The 20,594-nt window shown below is 69.6% G+C and carries 17 protein-coding genes; 7 read left to right on the top strand and 10 right to left on the bottom strand.

Annotation, left to right across the window (positions count from 1 at the left end):
• Positions 1-5: 5 nt before the first annotated feature.
• The 5 genes from AB0367_RS32340 to AB0367_RS32320 all read right to left on the bottom strand — a co-directional run bounded on the left by AB0367_RS32340 (position 6) and on the right by AB0367_RS32320 (position 6,077).
• Positions 6-425: a hypothetical protein gene (locus tag AB0367_RS32340; protein WP_366230273.1), complete on the bottom strand. Its 420-nt coding sequence runs from the start codon at positions 423-425 to the stop codon at positions 6-8.
• A 41-nt stretch (positions 426-466) separates the two neighbouring features.
• Positions 467-970 (bottom strand): MaoC family dehydratase N-terminal domain-containing protein, encoded by a 504-nt coding sequence (locus tag AB0367_RS32335; RefSeq protein WP_366230272.1) that lies wholly within the window; start codon positions 968-970, stop codon positions 467-469.
• 2 nt (positions 971-972) lie between these two features.
• Positions 973-3,105 (bottom strand): acetate--CoA ligase family protein, encoded by a 2,133-nt coding sequence (locus tag AB0367_RS32330; RefSeq protein ID WP_366230271.1) that lies wholly within the window; start codon positions 3,103-3,105, stop codon positions 973-975.
• Positions 3,106-3,139: 34 nt separating this feature from the next.
• Entirely contained in the window at positions 3,140-4,915 is a 1,776-nt protein-coding gene (locus tag AB0367_RS32325; RefSeq protein ID WP_366230270.1) for an iron ABC transporter permease, read from the bottom strand.
• Positions 4,916-5,006: 91 nt separating this feature from the next.
• On the bottom strand, positions 5,007-6,077 hold the full coding sequence (locus AB0367_RS32320) for an extracellular solute-binding protein (RefSeq protein WP_366230269.1): 1,071 nt from the start codon (positions 6,075-6,077) through the stop codon (positions 5,007-5,009).
• 263 nt (positions 6,078-6,340) lie between these two features.
• Between AB0367_RS32320 and AB0367_RS32315 the strand changes: the two genes are divergently transcribed.
• Positions 6,341-7,264 (top strand): LysR family transcriptional regulator, encoded by a 924-nt coding sequence (locus AB0367_RS32315; protein WP_366230268.1) that lies wholly within the window; start codon positions 6,341-6,343, stop codon positions 7,262-7,264.
• A gap of 9 nt (positions 7,265-7,273) precedes the next feature.
• Here the strand turns inward: AB0367_RS32315 and AB0367_RS32310 are convergent, their stop codons facing one another.
• A complete protein-coding gene (locus tag AB0367_RS32310) occupies positions 7,274-8,002 on the bottom strand; it encodes an aspartate/glutamate racemase family protein (protein ID WP_366230267.1) in 729 nt (242 codons plus the stop codon).
• Between the two features lie 159 nt (positions 8,003-8,161).
• Between AB0367_RS32310 and AB0367_RS32305 the strand changes: the two genes are divergently transcribed.
• Genes AB0367_RS32305 through AB0367_RS32295 form a run of 3 tightly spaced genes read left to right on the top strand, consistent with a single transcriptional unit; the run spans position 8,162 to position 12,095 of the window.
• Positions 8,162-9,637, top strand: a complete 1,476-nt coding sequence (locus tag AB0367_RS32305) for a dihydroorotase family protein (RefSeq protein ID WP_366230266.1) — start codon at positions 8,162-8,164, stop codon at positions 9,635-9,637.
• Positions 9,634-10,905: a D-amino acid dehydrogenase gene (locus AB0367_RS32300; RefSeq protein ID WP_366230265.1), complete on the top strand. Its 1,272-nt coding sequence runs from the start codon at positions 9,634-9,636 to the stop codon at positions 10,903-10,905. The genes AB0367_RS32305 and AB0367_RS32300 overlap by 4 nt, the downstream gene beginning before the upstream one ends.
• Complete coding sequence (locus AB0367_RS32295) at positions 10,902-12,095, top strand: MFS transporter (protein ID WP_366230264.1); 1,194 nt, start codon at positions 10,902-10,904, stop codon at positions 12,093-12,095. The genes AB0367_RS32300 and AB0367_RS32295 overlap by 4 nt, the downstream gene beginning before the upstream one ends.
• Positions 12,096-12,295: 200 nt before the next feature.
• On the opposite strand, the gene AB0367_RS32290 is transcribed toward AB0367_RS32295, so the two are convergent.
• Complete coding sequence (locus tag AB0367_RS32290; RefSeq protein WP_366230263.1) at positions 12,296-13,921, bottom strand: FAD-binding dehydrogenase; 1,626 nt, start codon at positions 13,919-13,921, stop codon at positions 12,296-12,298.
• A gap of 75 nt (positions 13,922-13,996) precedes the next feature.
• Between AB0367_RS32290 and AB0367_RS32285 the strand changes: the two genes are divergently transcribed.
• Positions 13,997-15,112 (top strand): helix-turn-helix domain-containing protein, encoded by a 1,116-nt coding sequence (locus AB0367_RS32285; protein WP_366230262.1) that lies wholly within the window; start codon positions 13,997-13,999, stop codon positions 15,110-15,112.
• Here the strand turns inward: AB0367_RS32285 and AB0367_RS32280 are convergent.
• On the bottom strand, positions 15,096-15,485 hold the full coding sequence (locus AB0367_RS32280; RefSeq protein WP_366230261.1) for a hemerythrin domain-containing protein: 390 nt from the start codon (positions 15,483-15,485) through the stop codon (positions 15,096-15,098). The genes AB0367_RS32285 and AB0367_RS32280 overlap by 17 nt on opposite strands.
• A 147-nt stretch (positions 15,486-15,632) precedes the next feature.
• On the opposite strand from AB0367_RS32280, the gene AB0367_RS32275 reads away from it, so the two are divergent.
• Together AB0367_RS32275 and AB0367_RS32270 are read left to right on the top strand one after the other, a co-directional pair.
• Positions 15,633-17,039: an aminotransferase class V-fold PLP-dependent enzyme gene (locus tag AB0367_RS32275; RefSeq protein WP_366230260.1), complete on the top strand. Its 1,407-nt coding sequence runs from the start codon at positions 15,633-15,635 to the stop codon at positions 17,037-17,039.
• A 470-nt stretch (positions 17,040-17,509) separates the two neighbouring features.
• A complete protein-coding gene (locus AB0367_RS32270) occupies positions 17,510-18,901 on the top strand; it encodes a S8 family peptidase (RefSeq protein WP_366230259.1) in 1,392 nt (463 codons plus the stop codon).
• A gap of 56 nt (positions 18,902-18,957) precedes the next feature.
• Here the strand turns inward: AB0367_RS32270 and AB0367_RS32265 are convergent, their stop codons facing one another.
• Positions 18,958-19,797, bottom strand: a complete 840-nt coding sequence (locus tag AB0367_RS32265; RefSeq protein ID WP_366230258.1) for a fumarylacetoacetate hydrolase family protein — start codon at positions 19,795-19,797, stop codon at positions 18,958-18,960.
• Positions 19,798-19,845: 48 nt separating this feature from the next.
• A complete protein-coding gene (locus tag AB0367_RS32260) occupies positions 19,846-20,547 on the bottom strand; it encodes an FCD domain-containing protein (RefSeq protein ID WP_366230257.1) in 702 nt (233 codons plus the stop codon).
• Between the last annotated feature and the right edge of the window lie 47 nt (positions 20,548-20,594).

Below are 20,594 nucleotides of genomic sequence, written 5' to 3'. Positions count from 1 at the left end.
GCTGCTCACCGCACTCCCTCGAGCGGGAGCTCGACGAGGGCCGAGCCCTGAGTGACGCGCTCGCCATCGACGGTGATCCACAGGTCGAGCTCGATCTCGGCCACGCCGTCGTCGGGCACCTTGCGCACCGCGGCGACGCAGCCGGCCACGTGCAGCGTCTCGTTGACGTACGCGGAGCGGAGGTGGCGGTACCGCAGCCGCTTGAGCGCGGTCGGTGTGCCCGCGAACGAGACGGCGAGCTCGGCCAGCAGCGCGCCCTGGTAGTTGCCCTCGACGATCAGGTCGCGATGCCCTTCTGAGCGCGCGTAGTCGCGGTCGTAGTGGATGCGGTGCTGGTTCCACGTCGCGGCGCCGAAGCTGAACAGCGTCAGCTCGTTCGGCACGCGTTCGAAACCGGGCAGCTGCTGCGTCGTCGACACGGTCATCTCGTCGCTCCTCGATTCCTTTCGGTAACCCATGTGCTGGCCTAGTAGAGGATCTGCTGGGCGACTTCGCGCACGACGACGACGTCGTCCTGGTTGCGGTACTCGGTGACCCAGGTCGCGACGACGAAATCTCGCGAGCGGCCGTGCTTGAGGGTCAGGTCGGTGAGCGTGCGGAAGCCGCGAAGGCTGTCGCCGACGCAGACGGGATGCAGGAACTCGACCGAGATCTCTCCCGCCATGCCGGCGCCCTCCCCGACCGGGGGCCGACGGTCGTCGGTCACGCCGTCGAAGGTGAGCTCGTCGACGGGCACGATCGGCCGGGTCGCCCCCATGTACAGCAGCGCCGGCGCGGGGATGCGACTGAGCCCGATGGCGCCGGCGGCGTCGACGCTGCGGTAGGCCGGGGTCCTGTCGTTCGTCGCGCCCACGTAGCGGAGCACGGCCTCGGCCGTGATGACGCCGGACGACAGCTCGAACGTGCGCCCCACCCATTCGCGCGCGGCCGGGCTGAGCAAGCTCGTCTCGGTCTCGATCGACTGTGACATGATCAACCTCCCACGGTGCGGGCGTCCACGACGAACGCCCCTTCTTCGTTCACGATCACGGGATTGAAGTCGAGCTCCTGCACGGCGGGCCCCTTGCGCACGAGCCAGTCGGCCGTGCGCTCCACGACCTTGACCAGCGCGGCCCGGTCGCCCGCACAGCCGCCGCGATACCCCTCGAGCAGCTGCCACAGCCGGCGGTGCCGCTCGATCAGGTCGGCGACGCGGCCCGGATGCGTCGGCAGCAGCGTCGCCCGCACGTCGGCGAGCAGCTCCGTGAGCGTGCCGCCGAGCCCCACCACGAGCAGGTGGCCCAGCTGCTGGTCCCACTTGGCGCCCACGAGCACCTCGACCCCCGAGACCGAGCGCTGCAGCAGGATCCGGCCGTCGCCGCCGTGCTCGCCGAGCACTGCGGACAGCCGCGACCACGCTGCCCGCAGCGCCGCCTCGCCGTCGATCCCGAGGATCACGCCGCCGACGTCGGACTTGTGCACGAGCGCCCGGCTGTCGATCTTCGCCACCAGCGGGTAGCCGATCGCCGCGGCCGCAGAGAGCACCTCGTCATCGCTCGCCGCGGGCGACAGCAGCGCATACGGGGCGATCGGGATGCCTGCGCCCGACAGCTCGTCGAACAGCTCTCCGGGGGTCGCGACGGTCGACCCCTCCGGGGCCCGCGGCATCGCGCCGTCAGCGAAGGAGGCGATGACCTCGGCGTTCGCCCGGTCGGTCGCGTCACCCAGAGCGTCGACGATCGCGGACGAGGCGCGCACAGCGCGCTGCGGATCGGGGTATACGAAGCACCCCGCCTCGTTGAGGGTGTCGCGAGCGAGTTCGGGCACCGCGACCCAGCCGACGCTCACCGGCACAGGCAGGCCCGCCGACACGACGCAGGCGAGGCCCTCCGCGACTCCGACCGACTTGAGACCGCCCGCGCCCGAGGCGAGGAAGACCTCGTCGTAGTCGCCCGACTCGGCGACGATCTTGACGATCTCGGGGAGCTTGACCGCAAGCCGCGACGTGTCGCCGAAGGTCCCGGTCACGTCGATCGGGTTCGCCAGGTGGCTGGGAAGGTTCTCGGCGCCGGTGACGGTGCGCAGCTTCGCCACGACCTCGCCGGTGAGCTCGGGCAGTTCCCAGCCCGCCTCCGTCAGGTCGTCGCTGGTCGCCACGCCGACGCCGCCGGAGGTGCCTACGACGACGGCGCGCTTGCCTCGGTCGCGACGCTCCCGGCGCACGCCGGCGAAACGCTGCCCGATGTCGAACAGCTGCTCGTAGCTGGTCACCAGTTGCACGCCCGACTCCTCGACCAGGGCCTCCAGCACCGTGGCGTCGCTCGCGACCCGGCCGGTGTGCGACTGCGCGGCCGCTTGTCCCGCCGCGCTGCGACCAACCTTGAGCGCGGCGACGGGCTTGCCCAGCACCCGTGCCCGTGCGAGCGACCGACGCAGCAGCGCCCCGTCGGACAGTCCCTCCAGGAAGAGCAGGACGGCCTCCGTCTCGTCGTCGTCGACGACGTGCTCCAGCAGCTCAGGCAGCGACAGGGCGGCCTCGTTGCCAGTGCTGATGAGGTGGCTGTATCCGAACGGGAGGTCGGCGTACAGCTGCAGCATGAAGGAGATCGCCGCGCCGCTCTGCGACAGGAACGCGAGCCCACCGGGCGGGACGCCGTGATCGGATCCCGAGCCGAAGGTTGCGATGAGCTCGGCGTTGCCGTTCATGAGCCCCATGGAGTTCGGTCCGAGCACCGGCAGGGCGAGCCGCCGGCTCAGCTCCCGTAGCGTCGCATCGAACCTCGTGGGGCCGTCGGGGTCGTCGCCCTTGTACGAACCGAGCACCAGAACCGACTTCGCCCCGGCCGCGGCGGCCTCCTCGAGGAGCGCGGGCACCGTTGGGGCGGGGGTCGCCACGACCACGAGGTCGGGCGCTTCCTGGAGGTCGCCGAGCGAGCCGACGACGCGCTGGCCCAGCAGCGCCTGGCCCGCCAGCCGCTGGTTCACGGGCACGACCCGGCGTCCGGTCGCGTTCTTGAGGAGGTTCTCGTACACCCTCCCCCCGTACCAGGACGTCTCCGGCGATGAGGCGCCGACGACCGCGACGGTGCGAGGCGAGGTGAGGGCGATGAAGGACTCGTGTTGCATGATTCTCCTGTGTGTGGGGATGCGTGCCGGCGGGTCAGCGACCGCCGGCCGCCCGGCGCCCGAGGATCTCCGAGACGATCGAGGTGGCGACGCAGATGGCCATGACGATGAAGCTGAACGCCGCCAGCTGAGGCATGACCCCGGCATCCCACAGGTCCTTGACGACGAGCGCCATGACCGGGGTTTGGGGGCTGGCCAGCAGGGCCGACGCGGAGAACTCCCGCGACATGAGAACGAACAGGAAGATCCAGCCCGCCGCGATGGCGGGTGCGATGAGCGGGATGGTGACGTGGCGCATCGTCGCCAGCCAGCCACTGCCGGAGACGAGACTGCTCTCTTCGAGCTCTGAGCTGACCTGGTGGAACGCGGAGTCGGCCGAGCGCAGGCCGTACGGCAGATGGTGGCCGACATAGGCGATGATGAGCAGCAGCGGCGTGCCGTACAGCGCGAAGGGCGGGTAGAGGAAGACCATCAGCAGGCCCGCGCCGAGCACCGTCGCCGGCACCGCGAGGGGAAGCGTTGCGAGGTAGTCCAGCGTGCCGCGCCCCCTGATCGTAGTGCGCCGCACCGTGTAGGCGGTGAAGACCGCCATGATCAGGCCGATCGTCGAGCCGATCGTCGCGAGCACGAGGCTGTTGGTGATCGACGGCCACGTCGCCGAGTAGCCGTTGATGATGTTGTCGAAGTTGTCGAGCGTGAGCCCATCCAGACTCAGGTCGCTCGACCAGTACCGGCGGAGGGAGACGTTCGTGATCGCCAGCACGGGCGCGACCGTGGTGACCAGGGCGTACACGACCATGAGGGCGAAGGCGTGCCAGCGCCACCGGCCGAGGTCAACGCGCTGCTGACGGGCGCCCTTGCCGCCGATCGTGACGAACCTCTTCTCACGGCGCAGCACGCGACGCTGGAAGTAGAGGGCGATCGCGGTGGCGATGATGGTGACGGCCGACAGGGCGGCGGCGGCCGTGACGTCGCGCGGGTAGCGGCGCAATTCGAGGTAGATCTCGGTGGTCAGCACCGAGATCTGCGGCGGCCCGCCCAGGATCACGGGGATCGAGAACTGTGACATCACGGTGACGAAGGCCAGGAGCGCTCCGGAGAGAATCGCCGGCAGCAGGATCGGCAGCGTGATGCGCCACATGATCGTGATCGCCGACGATCCGGACAGGCGGGCGGCCTCGTCGAACGAGGAGTCGTACTGGCGGAACGAGGTCTGCAGGATGAGGTAGACGTACGGCGTGATGTAGAGGCCGACGACCCAGATCATGCCGCCGAGCCCGAAGATGTCGATGGGGCCCGACTCCAGGTTGCCCGGCAGCACGGCGCGCAGCGCGATGTTGATCAACCCGGAGTTCTCGCCGAGCAGGAACACCCACGCGACCGTGCCGACGACGGGCGGCAGGAACAGCGGCATGATCGGGAAGACCGACATCATGCGCTTGAACGGCAGGTTGGTGCGCGTGACCAGCCATGCCAGGAGCACGCCCTGCACGAGGGCGAACACGGTCGCGCCGGCAACGAGGATCGCGGTGTTCTTGAACGCCTCGACGGTGCGCGGCCGCGTGAACAGCGTGACGAGTGCCTCGAGCGAGAAACTGCCGGCCTGCGGGAAGACGGCGTTGTAGAAGACCCCACCCATCGGCAGGAGGACGCCGATGCCGATCGCGATGGCCATCACGACGAACGTGAGGTACGGCCACTGGTGCGATCCGATCCGGACCGCAGCGAGTACACGCGCCCGCATCGAGGCGTGCGCCGAGCCGGGATTGGACGAGTTATCCGACTCCGTGCGGACTTTGACGGTGCTCATAGTTGGACTCCGGATAGTGATGGGCCAGTAGGAAGGCGACGGCCCGGCGCTGCGCCGGGATGCAGCTCCGCCGCAGCGCCAAGCGTCATCTCTAGACTGGTTTCAGTCCGAGGAGCCCGCGGATGCCGTTGAGGTTTTCGTCCAACTCTTGGATGCCGGGAACGACGACATTTTCTGGCCGCGGAATCGTGCCCTCCAGATCAAGCACTGAGGTGCCGCCCTCGCCGCCGAGGTAAGAGAGTTGTCCTTCAGGGCTGAGCAGCCAGTCGAGGAAGACCCGTGCGGCATTCGGGTGCGGCGCACGCCCGGCCGCGGTCGCCCACACGAAGTTTTCGTACGCGGCCGTGTTCTTCAGCTCGACCCAGTTGACCGGAGCGCCCGACTTCTTCAGCAGAGACGACTTGTGCATGTATGTGAAGACCGCGATCGGAATCTCGCCCGCCGCGACGGCCTCGGCAAGCGGGTTGCCCGAGTCCCACCACTTGACCTTCTGAGCGGCGAAATCCTTCAGATAATCCTTGCCGTATTTATCCAGAAGCATCTTGTATCCACCGGCATAACCCGGCTGGAACGGGTTGAGCGCGCCGATCTTTCCCTTCCAGCGAGGATCGAGCAGATCCTCCCAATCGCGGGGAGCCTCGGCTTCGGGAACGAGCTTCGTGTTGTAGAGGATCGTGTACACGGTCAGCTGTACCTGACCGACGCCGTCCTGGTAGTACTCCTTGGGCCAGGCGGCGCCGGAGGGGACGTTCGGCTTGGTGTCGACATAGCCGCGCGCGATGAGGTCTTTCACGTGCCTCTCGTCGATGTGGTTGACGACGTCGGGCCGGTATGAATTCGAGGCGATCTCGTTCTCGAGGCGCTCGATCATGTCGGTGGTCTGCCCGATGCGGTTGACGTTCAGCTTGATTCCGTACTTGGCCTCGAATGCGGGCGCCATCTTGTCGAGAAGACCCTGACTCGTGGTCGTGTAGAAGTTCACCTCGCCTTCCTTCTTCGCGGCCGCAACCACGTCTTCCCAGGCGGCTGTGGATGTGGTTGACGTGGCAGGGGGCTGCGGGGCAGAGCCGCAGGCGGCGGACGTGATGACGCTCGTCAGCCCTAAAGCCAGCAGCACAGTCGCGCGGCGCAGGGCGTTCGTGCGTTTCCGTATAGGACGCATGGTTGTTCTCCGTTCACTTGTGTAGAGCCGCCGGGAAGTGGACGGTGCAGGCAATCTCCCCAAACAGCTGGTGCCACGCTGCACCGATACTTTCAAGTGATTGCGACCGGTCGGGCGGAGGCGTAGAAGTACGCTCGCTTCCAGGTCCCCGTTCCGCAAGTGGTGCACTGATATCCAGGACCCCGCCGACTGATACGTAGCCGCTATCACCATCGTTTCTGACCAGCTAGCACGTGCCCGGCCGGGGTGTACAGTGCCAATGCATGGACGCCTTCGATCTGCGTTCCCTTTCTCGATTCGTGACGATCGCCGAGCACAAAAGCTTTCGCAGCGCGGCCAAAGCGCTCTTCGTGGCGCAGCCCACGCTCAGCAAGCAGATGGCCCGTCTCGAGGCCAACCTGGGGGTGCAGCTCTTCGATCGCGGGCGGTGGGGCCTGCGCTTGACGCATCAGGGTGAGCTGCTGCTCGTGCGCGCCCGCAGGCTGCTGGACGACGTGAACAGCCTGCAGGAGATCGTCGATTCGCCGGGCGAGGTGCTGCGGATCGGCGCGGCCGCCAACGCGACCGGGAGCTTCCTGGCCGCCTTCCTCGGCCAGTGGCTCACGCACAACCGCGACGTGCAGATCCGGTTCGTCGAAGACGGAGCGGCCGGCCTGCGCGAGCGCCTGCTGAACCGGGAATGCGACCTGGCGATCCTCGCCGCCCCGCTGCCGACCGTCTTCGATCGCCGCTTCCTGCGCGATGTCGCGGTCCTGGCGGCGCTGCCCAAGGACCATCCGCTCGCCGGCACCGACGAGCCGCTACGGGTCAGCGAGCTCGCGCACGAGCCGCTGTTGCTCAAGGGCGAGCCGTTCATCGCGACGGAGCTGTTCAACGCGCTGTGCCGCCAGCACAACATCGAGCCCGAGGTCGTGTGCGAGAGCTCGGTCGGCCAGACGCTGGCCGCGCTCGCCGAGAACGGGCTCGGCATCGCCGTGATGGCCGACACGGTCGACCTCCGGCAGTTCGACCTGCCCAAGCGCTACATCTGCTCCGACGACGGCCAGCCGCTCACGTTCACGCTGTTTGCGGCATGGCACAAGCAGCACTACGTGTCGCCGCGCATGCAGTCCTTCATCGACGGACTGGAGGCGCATTTCACGGGGGCGCGTGCGGAGGGGCCGATGACCCCTCCGACGACCTCATGACCCTTTCGCCTAGCTCGACACGCTCGCGGTGAGCCAGTCGACCAGGCCGACGGCATCCCACACCGGCAGGCCGAAGGCCTCGCGCAGCGCGTCCGAGTAGACGCACAGGTTCGTGCACTCCAGCACGAGTCCGCCGATGTCGGGCTCACGCTCCAGCAGCTGCGCCGTGACGTCGAGCACGTCCTGGCGCGCCCGGTCGACGTCCAACTCCTGTCCGTTGCGGGTGATAGCCGGGAAGAAGGCGTCGGTGTGCTCCATCCCGGCGATCACGACGCGCCGCATGTCCTGATCCGACACGCCGACGCCGGTGAAGTGCGCGGGGGTGAGGGCCTTGGAGTCGACGGTGACGACGCCGATCTTCTTCCCGGGCGAGATGACGCGCAGGGCGAGGGGGATCTGCAGCAGGCTTGAGGTGACCATCGGCACGCCGAGCTCCGCCACGACCTTGTCGTGATAGACCGCGAGCAGTCCGCAGCTGGTCGCGAGCGCCTTGACCCCCCTGGCGACCAGGCGTTGCGCCGCGTCGAGCACCGAGCGCATCACGCGTTCGTTGGGGTCGGTGTGCATGTCCTTCCCCGTCGCTCCCGCGGCGACCTCGTAGTCGACGGGGTACGCGAACGAACGGGCGTTGCCGATGTCGCCGCTCGGGCGCGGGATCTTGATGTCGAGCAGGACGATCCCCATGTCGTGACCGTAGAAGGGGTATTTCCCGATGTAGGTGTGCGGTTGTGCTGGCATGACTGTTTCCGCCGTCCTCGGCTCTCGGTACCTTTCAGTACGCGATTCTGATGGTCGTGTAGCGGTAGCAGGCTAGACCGCAGGACGCTGACCGAGGGCGGAAGCCCTGATAGGAATTGATTATCAGGCGGTGACAACCAACTATCATCCGGGAGCCGTGTGCGCGCCTCACTCGCCATTAGTCTGACGCTCAGACCCCGGCGCTGGACCGGGCGTATCACAACGGCAATGAGGATTGGTACGCACATGAGTCTGGATGCGGTCATCACCGGTGGCACGGTGATCGACGAACAACAGAGCATCAAGCTTTCTGTCGGGCTGAAGGATGGCAAGGTCGCGGGCATCTACACACCCGGCACCGAGCCGGCCGCGGCGCGGGTGATCGACGCGAGCGGACTCGCGGTAATCCCCGGACTCGTCGACGTGCACAGCCACCACCGAGAACCCGGATTCGAGTACAAGGAAGACATCGACACGGTCACCCGGGCCGCTGCCGCCGGCGGCGTCACCACGACCCTGGGGATGCCGAACATCAGCCCGCCGCCGACGACCGCGAAGATCCTCGACGACATTCTGCAGCGCTACGTCGGGCGGGCGTTCGTCGACTACCACATCAACCCGTCGCCCACGGTTCCCGGCGAGCTGGAGGCGATGGCCGCGACGGGCATCTCGGCGTTCAAGGTGTTCATGGTCACCGACACCGGACGCGACTACCCGCACATGCCCGGTATCGGCGTGCACGACAGCGGTCAGCTGTTCAGCATCATGCAGCAGTGCGCCGCCATCGGGGTGCCGCTCATGGTGCACCCGCACGAGCAGGCGCTCATGGACCACATCGAGCACGAGCTGTGGGATCGCGGCGAGCGCGACGCGCGCGCCTATGCGAAGGCGTACGCGGCCTACGACGGCATCGCGTGGGATACGGCGATCGCCCTGCTGCTGCGCATGCAGGAGGCCACGGGAGTGCACCTGCACCTCCTGCATGTGCAGACGGAGCGCACGGTCGAGATGATCGCGCAGGCCAAGGCGCGTGGTCAGCGTGTGACGGCGGAGATCAATCCGTGGGCACTGTTCCTCGGGGTCGACTGGGAGAACATCGAGCGGATGGGTTCGTACGCCCTGTCGTACTGGATCCCGGAGAAGCACCACCCGGCCCTGTGGGACGGCCTCAACGAGGGCATCATCGACATCGTCTCCACCGACCACGCGCCGCATACCAGGGAGGACAAGGAGCCCGGCTGGACCGACGGGTGGAAGGCGCATACCGGCACGCCGTCGACGCAGTTCTATCTGAGCCTGCTGCTCAACGCCGCCGCGGAGGGCAAGATCTCGATCAACCGAGTCATCCAGGCGACGTCGACAACGCCCGCCAGGGCATTCCGGCTGGACACGAAGGGATCCTTGACGCCTGGATCCGACGCCGACATCGTCCTTGTCGACCTCAACCGCGAGGTCGTCATCAACAACTCCGAGGTGCTGAGCAAGTGCGGGTGGACCCCGTACGACGGCAGGACCGTCAAGGGGGTTCCCGTGCAGACGATCCTGCACGGTCAGACCGTGTATGAGCGCGAGCGAGGCATCATCGGCGAACCTTCCGGGCGGCTCGCGGTCAGCGCGCGCGGGACCCAGCGGTGAGGATCGTTGTTCTTGGCGGTGGCGTCATTGGCGTCACCGCCGCCTACATGCTCGCCGAGCGTGGCGACGACGTCGTCCTGATCGAGCGGCGCGACGCTCTCGCGCAGGAGACCAGCGACGTCAACGCCGGACTGATCGCGCCCGGGCACGCCTTCACCTGGGCATCGCCGGCCGCGCCGAAGACGCTCGTGCGATCGCTGCTGGGCCAGGACACGTCGATGCGGATGCACTGGAAGCCCGACCTGGCCCTCTACCGCTGGGGCATGCGGTTTCTTTCCAACTGCACGACGCCACGCTCGCAGCTGAACACGGTGCGCCGCCTCAAGTTGAGCCAGCACAGTCGTGAGGTGCTCGACCGGGTCGTCGCCGACAACGGGCTCGAGTTCCACCAGAACAAGGCAGGGGCGCTCTTCCTGCACCGAACTCAGGAGGCACTCGAGCGCGGCATCGCCCGGCTGTCCATTCTGAAGGAGTTCGGCGAGCCGCAGGAATACCTCGACGCGGACCAGTGCGCCAAACTCGAGCCTTCACTCGGTCCCGTGAGGGACAAGATTGCCGGCGCCATCTACAGTGCGTCCGCTATGAGCGGTGACTCGTCGATGTTCGCCAACGCTCTCGCGGCCAAGGCGAAGGACCTGGGGGTCGAGTTCGAGCTTGGCACGACGGTGACCGGATTCGAGGTCGAGCGCGGCACTGTCCGAGGGGTCCGCACGAACAAGGGCGTTTTCCGTGGTGACGCCTACCTCCTCTGCCTCGGGGTCCATAGCCGCGCGGTGGGAAGGACCTTGGGTCTGTCGCTACCCATCTACCCGGTCAAGGGCTACACACTGAACGCGCCCGTGCGAACGCAGGGCCTCGCGCCGCGCATCAGTGGCATTGATGAAGGGCGACTGGTCGCTTGGTCGCGTTTCGGTGATTCGATCAGAATGACCGGGACGGCAGACTTCACGGGTTATGACCTTTCCATTTCTTCAAAGAGCTCCCGGTCGATCTTCCAATCCGGAGGCGAGCTGTTCCCCGAGAGTTTCGACTGGGAGGCCGCGGAGATGAAGATCGGGCTGCGCCCGGTGACGTCCAACGAGTTGCCGTTGATTGGCCACGCTCGCAAGCACCCGAATGTCATCCTCAACACCGGTCACGGGAACCTGGGATGGACGATGGCTGCCGGGTCGGCGGACATCGTCGCGGACCTCCTGCACGGCAGTCGCCCGAAGCTTGACCCGCGCACGTTCGGGATCGACGAATCGGTCCTAGCCAGGGCCAGGTGAGCCTCGGCTCCAGCGGGAACCGCAAGATGGAACGCCGACGCTTGTGGGCCCTTATCGCGACCGTTTTCATTGGTACGACAGCGGTCAATGTCGCCAAGTTCGTCACGGCGTACCGCATCGTCGGCCTCGGTATGGGTGGCGATATCCTAGGGGCTGTCAGCGCCGCCTTCGCGCTGTTACCGCTGCTTGTCATCTTCCGGATAGGCAGACTCACTGACCGAGGGTTGTCGACTCCGATCGCGGGAGTAAGTCTCGGGGTGATCGCTGCGGGGTTACTTGCGATGGGGCAGTCGGAGACCATCCCTGCCCTCCTCGTCTCCAACGCCATCATCGGCCTCGGTCACGTGGGAGTCATCAATGGTACCGAGGCCTCGATCGCGCGACTGGGATTGGATCGCGACTTCAGCTTCGGCATCATGACGGCGTCGCATTCCCTCAGTCAGATGGCCGGTCCACTCGTCGGCGGGTTGCTCCTCTCGCTCCACGCCGGGTCAGGACTGGTCGGCGCCTCGACCCTCGCGCTGAGCGTGTGCGCGGTCGCCGCGCTCATCGCTGTCGCCCCCCTGCTAGCCGTTCGAATACGCCGCCAGGACGAACCGCGACGTGTTGCAAGCCCGAAGGCACGTCTCTGGGAGGTTGTCGGAAATGCGAGGACCGCCTCGACCCTCTACCTGAGCATGATCACCGTAACCTACATTGATGTCATCACCGTGTACCTGCCGTTGCTTGGACGACTCCACGGCTGGTCCCCATCTGTCGTCGGATCACTGTTGGCGGCAAGGGCATTCGCGTCTTTCCTCGCACGAATCGGTACCCGAATTTCGGTCGCGCGGGTCGGCCGAGTTCGACTGATGATGCTGAGCGTCGGGATCCCGGGCGCGCTCACGCTGGGCCTTGCATCGATGAATTCGCTCCTCTTCGCCTTCTTCGCCATGATCGTGTCTGGGCTCTTCCTCGGCTTTGGGCAGCCTCTTTCCATCTCTTCGCTCGTCAAAATGACACCAGCACGAATGATCGGATACACGCTGTCGGTCCGGCTTGCCGGAAATCGACTCGCGCTCATCCTCATCCCGGTCCTGGCGGGCCTGGCGGCAGGCGCGTTCGGGGCCACTGCCGCCTTTTGGATGCTCGCCACCCTGCTGCTCGCATCGGCCGTGTTCGTGCAGCTCTTCCCGCCGGCCCAGGGTTAGCCCCGGCCCTTAGCCGGGGCTGCCCACGGTGTGGATCAAAGGGGAACAGGTGCCTTCTGTGCCGGGAAGACAGGACTTGCTGAGGGTCTTGTCCATCCCGGCGGAAGGCACCTGTCGAGTGAGGGTTGTCGCAACGCGCCCGAACGCCTCCGGAGAGCCGTGATCACCAGTTGACGAAAGACCGAGGCCGGGAAGCAGCGCTAGACGGCGGCGGCCGCGGCGCGGCCGGCGGTGCGACCCGAGAACAGGCAGCCGCCCAGGAACGTGCCCTCCAGCGAGTTGTACCCGTGCATGCCCCCGCCGCCGAAGCCGGCCACCTCGCCGGCCGCGTAGACGCCCGGCAGGGGGCTGCCGTCGGCGCGCAGCACGCGGCCCGACAGGTCCGTCTCCAGGCCGCCGAGGGTCTTGCGGGTCAGGATGTTCAGGCGTACCGCGATCAGTGGGCCCGCCTTCGGGTCCAGCAGGCGGTGCGGGGTGGCGACGCGGATGAGCTTGTCGCCGCGGTACGACCGGGCACCGCGGATCGCCGTGATCTGCGCGTCCTTGGTGAACGTGTTGGCCAGTTCGCGGTCGCGGGCCTCGACGGTGCCGCGGATCGCGGCGAGGTCCAGCGGAACATCGGGCTCGAGCCGCTGCATCCCGGCCACCAGATCGTCCAGCGTGGCCGCGACGACGAAGTCCGAGCCGTGTTGCTTGAACGCCTCGACCGGCCCCGGCGCGCCCTTCTTCACCCGCTGCAACACCTGCCGGACGCTGCGGTTGGTGAGGTCTGGGTTCTGCTCGGAGCCCGACAGCGCGAACTCCTTCTCGATGATCTTCTGGGTCAGGATGAACCAGCTGTGGTCGTACCCGGTGGCCATGAGATGCCGCAGGGTGCTCAGCGTGTCGAAGCCCGGGAAGCACGGCCCCGGCAGGCGCCGGCCGGTCGCGTCCAGCCACAGCGACGACGGGCCGGGCAGGATGCGGATGCCGTGGTTGGGCCAGACCGGGTCCCAGTTGCGCAGGCCCTCGGTGTAGTGCCACATCCGGTCGGGGTTGATGACCCGCCCGCCGGCCGTCTCGGTGATGGCGAGCATCCGGCCGTCGACGTGGGCGGGCACCCCGGCGACCATGCGCCGCGGCGGGGCGCCCAGTCGGGCCGGCCACGCCTTGCGGACCAGGTCGTGGTCGCCGCCGATGCCGCCGGAGGTGACGATGACGGCCTGCGCGGAGAGCTCGAACTCGCCGGCCGCGGTGCGTGAGCTCGGCTGTCCACGAAGGACGGTGCTGGGCTCCAGGATGGTGCCGCGCACCACGCCGCCCGGTAGCAGCGCGTCGACGCGGTGGCGGAAGCGCAGCTGTACACGGTCGCTCGCGCGCACCCGGCGTACGAACGGCTCGATGACACCCGGCCCGGTGCCCCACGTGATGTGGAAGCGGGGCACCGAGTTGCCGTGGCCATCGGCCGGCCCGCCGCCGCGCTCGGCCCACCCGACCACCGGGAACAGCCGGTGTCCCATGGCGCGCAGCCAGGCCCGCTTCTCGCCCGCGGCGAAGTGCACGTAGGCCTCGGCCCAGCGGCGCGGCCACTCGTCCTCCGGCCGGTCGAACCCCGCGCTGCCCAGCCAGTCCTGCCAGGCCAGCTCAACCGAGTCGCGGATGCCCATCCGGCGCTGCTCCGGCGAGTCGACCAGGAACAGCCCGCCGAACGACCAGAACGCCTGCCCGCCGAGGCTCTGCTCGGGCTCCTGGTCCAGCAGGATCACCCGCTTGCCCGCGTCGGCCACCTCGGCCGCGGCCACCAGCCCCGCCAGGCCCGCCCCGACAACGATCACATCCGCATCCACCCAACCAGGCTAGGTACGCGTATGCCAAAATCGTTGGTGCCCGAGACACAAACTCCGGCGGACTTTGTCACCCCGGTGACAAAAGCCGGGCTCCCGCAGCATCTTCAAGACCTGCATCCGCTGCTGCAGGAGCGCGTCCTCGCGGCCGTCCGCGCCGCGATGCGCGGACAGGGCCGCTCGCTCTCGGGCGGCCAGGGGCACGGCCTGACCCTCGGCGTCGAGACCGCCGTGGCGACCTTCACCTCCGGCGCCGAGCTCGGCCCCACCCTCGCCGTCTTCGCCGAGCTGGGCCGCACCGAGTACCGCGAAGGCCACCGCGTCGACGCCCTGCGCTCGATCCTCACCGTCGGTGCCCAGACCTTCTGGGCCGCCCTGGTCGAGCGGCCCGGCCCGGTGCCGCCGGCCGAGCTGTACGTCATCGCCGCCGCCCTGTTCGGCTACGTGGACGCCCTCGCCGGCGCCGCGGCCGAGGGCTACCTCGACGAGCAGCGCGACGCCGCGCACGACTGGGCCCAGGTGCGCCGGCGGCTCATCACCCTCCTCGTGCAGCCCGACCCGCCCGCCGACGCCGCGCTGCACGCCGCCGCCGAGGCGGCCCGCTGGCCGCTGCCCGCCCAGCTGTGCGCGGTCAGCGTCGAGGGCACCGACGCGGAGCACCTGGCCCGGGCGGCCGGCGGCGGCGCGATCGCCACCGTGATCGACGGCGCGACCCGCCTGCTGCGCCCCGCGGCGTCCACGCTGGACCGCGCGCTGGCCGGGCGCCGCGCCGCAGTCGGCCCGCTCGTGCCGCTGCGCGAGGCCCGCCGCTCGTACCGCATCTCCCGCAAGGCCCTGGAGCTGCAGCAGGCGTCCCGCCTCCCCGACGGCGTGGCCGACTGCGACGAGCACCTCGTAGCGCTGCTGCTGTCCTGGGAGCCGGGCGTCGCCGACCGCCTGGCCGACCGGGCGCTGGCCCCGCTGGCGGCCCTGTCGCCGGCGTCGCGCCGCCCGCTGGCGCAGACCCTGCACGCCTGGCTGCGCGCCCAGGGCCAGGTGATCCCGGCCGCGCGGGCCCTGCACACCCACCCGCAGACGGTCCGCTACCGCCTGCGTCGCCTGCGGGACCTCTTCGGCGACGCGCTGGACGACCCGGACGAGCGCCTGGCCCTGCAGCTGGCCCTGCAGGCGAGCACGATCAGGTCAGCGCGTTGAGGGCGTCGACGAGGCGGCGCTCCTCGAAGGCGAAGTGCGACTCCATCACCGCGGCGAGGCCGTCGAGCTCCGCGCGGGTCGGTGCGGCCGCGACCCGGCGCAGCAGCTCCGCGATCTGCTCGTGGTCGCGCCGCAGCTCCTCGACCACCGGCCGCAGCTCGGGGTAGCGCTCGGCCAGCACCCGGAACATGCCGCGCTCCTCGCCGGTGTGGTGCCGGTCGAGCGCCGAACAGAACGCCAGGCAGTGACTCTTGAAATCTCGCGAAATGTCTGAAATGTCGGCAGCGTCGGCCAGCAACGCCCGCAACTGTTGGTGAATCTCGATGAGCTGGTTGCCGAGCGCCTGCAGGCGCGGCGTGGTGAACTCGTCCAACGTGGGATTCCCGGAAGGGTTGCGCGCCTCCATGCCCTCGGCGGTCTCTGAGCCGGGTACACCGCGACGCTCCCGCCATCATACGCAGTCCAGTCGATCACCGTTGGCCCTGGACGCGCGCCCGGCGACGGGGCGCACAGTAAGGGCATGAGCGCGAGTGAAGATGCGTACGATGCGGCGCTGGACATGGCCGGCGCGCACGCCCGGGCCTGGCTGGGCTCGCTGCCGGACCGCCCCGTCCCGCCGCGGACCGACGCCGACGGGCTCGCCCCGGTGTTCGGCGGTCCGCTGCCCGACGGCCCGGCCGACCCCGCCGAGGTGATCGACCTGCTGGCCCGCTCGGCCGAGCCCGGGCTCATGGCGATGCCGTCCGGGCGGTTCTACGGCTGGGTCATCGGCGGCACCCTGCCCGCGGCGCTCGGCGCCGACTGGCTCGTGAGCGCCTGGGACCAGAACGCCGCGATGCGGTACCCGACGCCGGCCGTCGCCGCGTTGGAGGAGGCGGCCGGCGCCTGGATCGTCGACCTGCTGGGCCTGCCCGCCGGCGCCGACGTCGGGTTCGTCACCGGGGCCACCGTGGCCAACTTCACCGGGCTGGCCGCCGCCCGCCGCCACGTGCTCGCCCGGGTCGGCTGGAACCTCGACGCCGACGGGCTCTTCGGGGCGCCGCGCATCCGGGTTCTGGTCGGCGAGGAGCGCCACGAAACGCTCGATCTCGCGCTGCGGCACCTCGGGCTCGGCGCCCCGACCGCGGTCGCCGCCGATGAGCAGGGCCGCATCCGGCTCGACGCGCTCGCCGAGGCGCTCGAGGCCGGCGGGGACGGGCCGGCCATCGTGTGCCTGCAGGCCGGCAACGTCCACAGTGGAGCCTTCGACCCGATCGGCGAGGCGGCCCGGATCGCCCACCGCCACGGCGCCTGGGTGCATGTCGACGGCGCGTTCGGGCTGTGGGCGGCCGCGTCGCCGGGCCTGCGGCACCTGGTGCCCGGCCTGGCCGGCGCCGACTCGTGGGCGACGGACGCGCACAAGACGCTGAACGTGCCGTACGACTGCGGCGTTGTCGTCGTCGCCGACCCGGGTGCGTTGCGCGCGGCGATGGGCGTGCACGCCAGCTATCTCATCGAGCCGGCCGGGCCCGGCGGCCCCGCCGACCCCTTCGAGAAGGTGCCGGAGCTGTCCAGGCGGGCCCGTGGCGTGCCGGTGTGGGCCGCGCTGCGATCGCTGGGCCGCAGCGGCGTCGCCGGCCTGGTCGACGGCCTGGTCCGCAATGCCCGCGCGATGGCCGAGGGCATCGCCGCGATCGACGGCGCCGAGGTGCTCAACGACGTCGTGTTCACCCAGGTGTGCGCCGCGTTCGGCGACGACGAGCGCACGGCCGCGGTGACCCGGGCGCTGCTGGAGGACGGCAGCGCATGGATGTCCGGCTCCCGCTGGCGCGGCAGGGCCGTCCTGCGCGTCTCGGTGAGCAACTGGTCGACCGACGACGCCGACATCGAGGCGTCGCTGGCCGCCCTGCGCCGCGCGGCTCAGCGCGCGAGCCGGCCGCACCGCTGACGGGACGGGGCGGGCGTCAGACCGGTGGCCCGCCCCCGCGCCCCTTCATCGGATCGGCAGGTCCACATGGGAGCCACCGGCGATGGTGACCAAGCCGCCGGAGGCATTGGCGTCGTAGTACAGCGGATCGACGGTGTCCACGACGAGGGGCGATGCTGGCGGGCGCGGTCGAGGCCGCGGAGTACGCCGTCACCCCGGCCACCGCCACCGCCGACCGCGCCATCGCCCTGCTCCTCGACGCTGTCCTCGGCCCGCCCGCCACCGCGTGAACCGGCGGCGCGCCCGCGAGGTCACGCGCGCCGACGTGTTCGCCGCGCTCCGCCCGGCGCGCCACTTGGCGAACACCCTCCGTCGGGCCGCCGGTTTCCCCGGAAGATCTCCGCGTGTACGGCATTGATGTACGTTGTTTTTTCGATATGACTGACGGTAATCTCCATGTCACACGCCATTGGCCGACAAGGAGGCGCCAATTGAAACGTTCGCGTGTCATGGTGTTCGTCGCGGGTGCCACAGCACTTGCCGCGGCGACGTTTGCCGGGCCGGTGCCGGCCGGGGCACAGGCGCCGGCCGGGGCTGAGGCGGTCTCGATCGACGGCCAGTCCGAGCAGTTCATCGTGCAGTTCAAGGCCGGCGCGGATCGCGGACAGGCGCTACGGGCCGTCGGGGCCAGGCTCGGCGTGACGCTGAGCGACCAGCGTCAGCTCGCCGTCGGCGCCCACGTCGTCACGGTCAACCGTCGCGCGGCGGGACTCCTGGCCGCGCTACAGGCGCGCGGGGAGGTGGAATACGCGGAGCCGGACACGCTGATGCACGCGATGTCCACCCCGAACGACCCCAACTACCCGCAGCAGTGGGACTACTACGAGCCGACCGGCGGCATGAACCTGCCGGGCGCGTGGGACCTCGCCACGGGCACGGGCGTCGTGGTGGCGGTCCTCGACACCGGCAAGACGTCGCATCCGGACCTCGACGCGCACTGGCTGCCCGGATACGACTTCATCAGCAGCTCGGCCACCGCCCGTGACGGCAACGGCCGCGACTCCAACCCCCAGGACGAGGGCGACTGGTACGCGGCGGGAGAGTGCGGCCAGGCGACCGGCAGCAACTCCAGCTGGCACGGCACGCACGTAGCCGGCACCGTGGCGGCCATCGGCAACAACGGCGTCGGCGTGGCCGGAGTCGCCTACAACGCCAAGGTGCTGCCCGTCCGGGTGCTCGGCAAGTGCGGCGGGACGAGCTCGGACATCGCGGATGCGATCGTCTGGGCCTCGGGCGGTTCGGTTGCCGGAGTGCCCGCCAACGCCAACCCGGCCAAGGTCATCAACCTCAGCCTCGGCGGCAGTGGCGCGTGCTCGCAGACGTATCGCCGGGCGATCAGTTCCGCCAACAGCCGCGGCACCACCGTCGTCGTGGCCGCGGGCAACTCCAACGCCGACGCGTCGGGGTTCACGCCGGCGAACTGCGCCGGCGTGGTGACCGTGGCGGCGCTCGACCGCGCCGGCAATCGCGCTTTCTACTCCAACTTCGGCGCGACCGTCGAGGTGTCCGCTCCCGGCGGCGAGGTCCGGCTCGAGACCGACCCACCGGGCACCCGCTCGACACCACAGGACGGCATCCTGTCCACGCTGAACGACGGCGCGACCACGCCGGGCAGCCCGATCTACTCGACCTACATGGGCACCAGCATGGCGGCGCCTCACGTAGCGGGCCTCGTGGCCCTGATGCTGAGCAAGAACCCAGGCCTGACGCCATCGCAGGTGCTCACCGCGCTGCAGGGTCACGCCCGGCCCATTCCCGGCAGCTGCGGTGGCGGCTGCGGGGCGGGCCTGGTCGACGCGGCGGCAACCGTCGCGGCGGTGTGACGCCGCGGCGCTGCGAGGCCGTCCCCGGACCGCCGGCCGGGGACGGCCGTCAGGCCTCAGGCGAAGCGCTGGCGCTGGCGGCCCAGGCCATCGATCTCCAGCTCGACCACGTCGCCGGCGCGCAGATACGGCTGGCCGGGCAGGCCCATCGCGACGCCCGCCGGGGTGCCCGTGTTCACCACGTCGCCGGGGTGCAGGGCCATGAACTGGCTGAGGTACCAGATCAGGTGCGGCACGTTGAAGATCATGTCGGCGGCGAGCTCGTTCTGGCGCAGCTCGCCGTTGACCCATGAGCGTAGGCGCAGCGCCGGGACGTCCAGCTCGTCGGGCGTGACCAGCCAGGGGCCGAGCGGGTTGAAGGTCTCGCAGTTCTTGCCCTTGTCCCACTGGCCGCCGCGCTCGAGCTGGAACTCGCGCTCGGAGACGTCGTTGCTGATGGCATATCCCGCGATGTGCGCCGCGGCGTCGTTCGGGCTGTCGAGATACCGCGCGGCGGTCCCGATGACGACCGCGAGCTCGACCTCATAGTCGGTCTTGACGCTGGCCCGCGGGATGAGCACGTCGTCGTCCGGGCCCACGACGGTGTCCGGGGCCTTCATGAACACGACCGGCTCGGCGGGCGGCTCGGCGCCGGACTCGGCGGCGTGCCGGGCGTAGTTGAGGCCGATGCACACGATCTTGCCGGGCCGGGCGATCGGCGGGCCGAGCCGCGTGCCGGCCGGCGCCTCCAGCCGTGGCAGCGAGTCCAGGGCCGCGCGGGCCCGCTGCGGCCCGTCCGAGGCCAGGAACGCGCCGTCGATGTCGCCGGTGAGTTCGGACAGGTCGAGGTATGTGCCGTCGTTAGCGACCACGACGGGTCGCTCCGAGCCGGCCGGGCCGAGGCGCGCGAATCTCATGGTCGCAAAGGTATGACCGATGTGGTCAAGTGGTCAAGCCAATTTTGGCTAGTGATCGCGCCCGTCCGCCCCGGCCCGGCCGCGGGCCGCCGTGGCGATGCGGGTCAGGTGCGCGGCCATCGCGTCGCGGGCCGCGGCCGCGTCGCGGCGGTCGATCGCGTCCACGATCGCCTGGTGCTCCGTGGCGGTGCGGCGCAGCACGCCCGGTCGCGACGCGGTCATCGCGCGGCTCGCGCGCCCCAGCGCCGACAGCGTCTGCAGCATCGTGGACAGCAGCGTGTTGCCGGCCGCCTCGGCGATGAGCCGATGCAGGGTCACGTCCGCGGCCACCCGGTCCCGGTCGCTCAGGGTCGCGCGCATCGCGGCGACCTGCGCGGCGTCGGCCCGGGCGGCGGCCAGCGCGGCGAGGGCCGGCTCCAGCAGCAGCCGCGCCTCGAAGAGCTCGTCGACGGTGCGGACGTTGAGCGCCATCACGAACTGCAACGGTTCGAGCAGGGTCGCGGTGTCCAGCGCGGCGACGAACGTGCCCGAGCCGTGCCGGCTCTCCAGGATGTTCATGCTGACCAGGGAGCGGATCGTCTCGCGCAACGTCGGCCGGCTGATGCCGAGCAACTCGCTGAGCTCGCGCTCCGCGGGCAGGCGTGCACCGGGGGAGAGCCGCCCGTCGACGATCATCTCCTGGATGCTGCGCATCGCCTCCGACGCGGCGGAAGAGCGCCGCACCGGGCTGAACTCGGCCTCGCCGGTCATGAGTGCTCTCCAGGTGACTTGGTGGCCAGGCCATTTTGCCTGATCAG

This window comes from Dactylosporangium sp. NPDC051484 (genome assembly GCF_040689395.1).
GTDB lineage: Bacteria > Actinomycetota > Actinomycetes > Mycobacteriales > Micromonosporaceae > Dactylosporangium.
The sequence above is the reverse complement of the archived record's forward strand: the minus strand, read 5'-3'. Positions and strand labels throughout refer to the sequence as shown.

Excerpts from the sequence above, each read along its gene's own strand:
- AB0367_RS32340 (WP_366230273.1), bottom strand. The coding sequence starts at position 425 with ATGACCGTGTCGACGACGCAGCAGCTGCCCGGTTTCGAACGCGTGCCG.
- AB0367_RS32335 (WP_366230272.1), bottom strand. The coding sequence starts at position 970 with ATGTCACAGTCGATCGAGACCGAGACGAGCTTGCTCAGCCCGGCCGCG.
- AB0367_RS32330 (WP_366230271.1), bottom strand. The coding sequence starts at position 3,105 with ATGCAACACGAGTCCTTCATCGCCCTCACCTCGCCTCGCACCGTCGCG.
- AB0367_RS32325 (WP_366230270.1), bottom strand. The coding sequence starts at position 4,915 with ATGAGCACCGTCAAAGTCCGCACGGAGTCGGATAACTCGTCCAATCCC.
- AB0367_RS32320 (WP_366230269.1), bottom strand. The coding sequence starts at position 6,077 with ATGCGTCCTATACGGAAACGCACGAACGCCCTGCGCCGCGCGACTGTG.
- AB0367_RS32315 (WP_366230268.1), top strand. The coding sequence starts at position 6,341 with ATGGACGCCTTCGATCTGCGTTCCCTTTCTCGATTCGTGACGATCGCC.
- AB0367_RS32310 (WP_366230267.1), bottom strand. The coding sequence starts at position 8,002 with ATGCCAGCACAACCGCACACCTACATCGGGAAATACCCCTTCTACGGT.
- AB0367_RS32275 (WP_366230260.1), top strand. The coding sequence starts at position 15,633 with ATGAGCGCGAGTGAAGATGCGTACGATGCGGCGCTGGACATGGCCGGC.
- AB0367_RS32265 (WP_366230258.1), bottom strand. The coding sequence starts at position 19,797 with ATGAGATTCGCGCGCCTCGGCCCGGCCGGCTCGGAGCGACCCGTCGTG.
- AB0367_RS32260 (WP_366230257.1), bottom strand. The coding sequence starts at position 20,547 with ATGACCGGCGAGGCCGAGTTCAGCCCGGTGCGGCGCTCTTCCGCCGCG.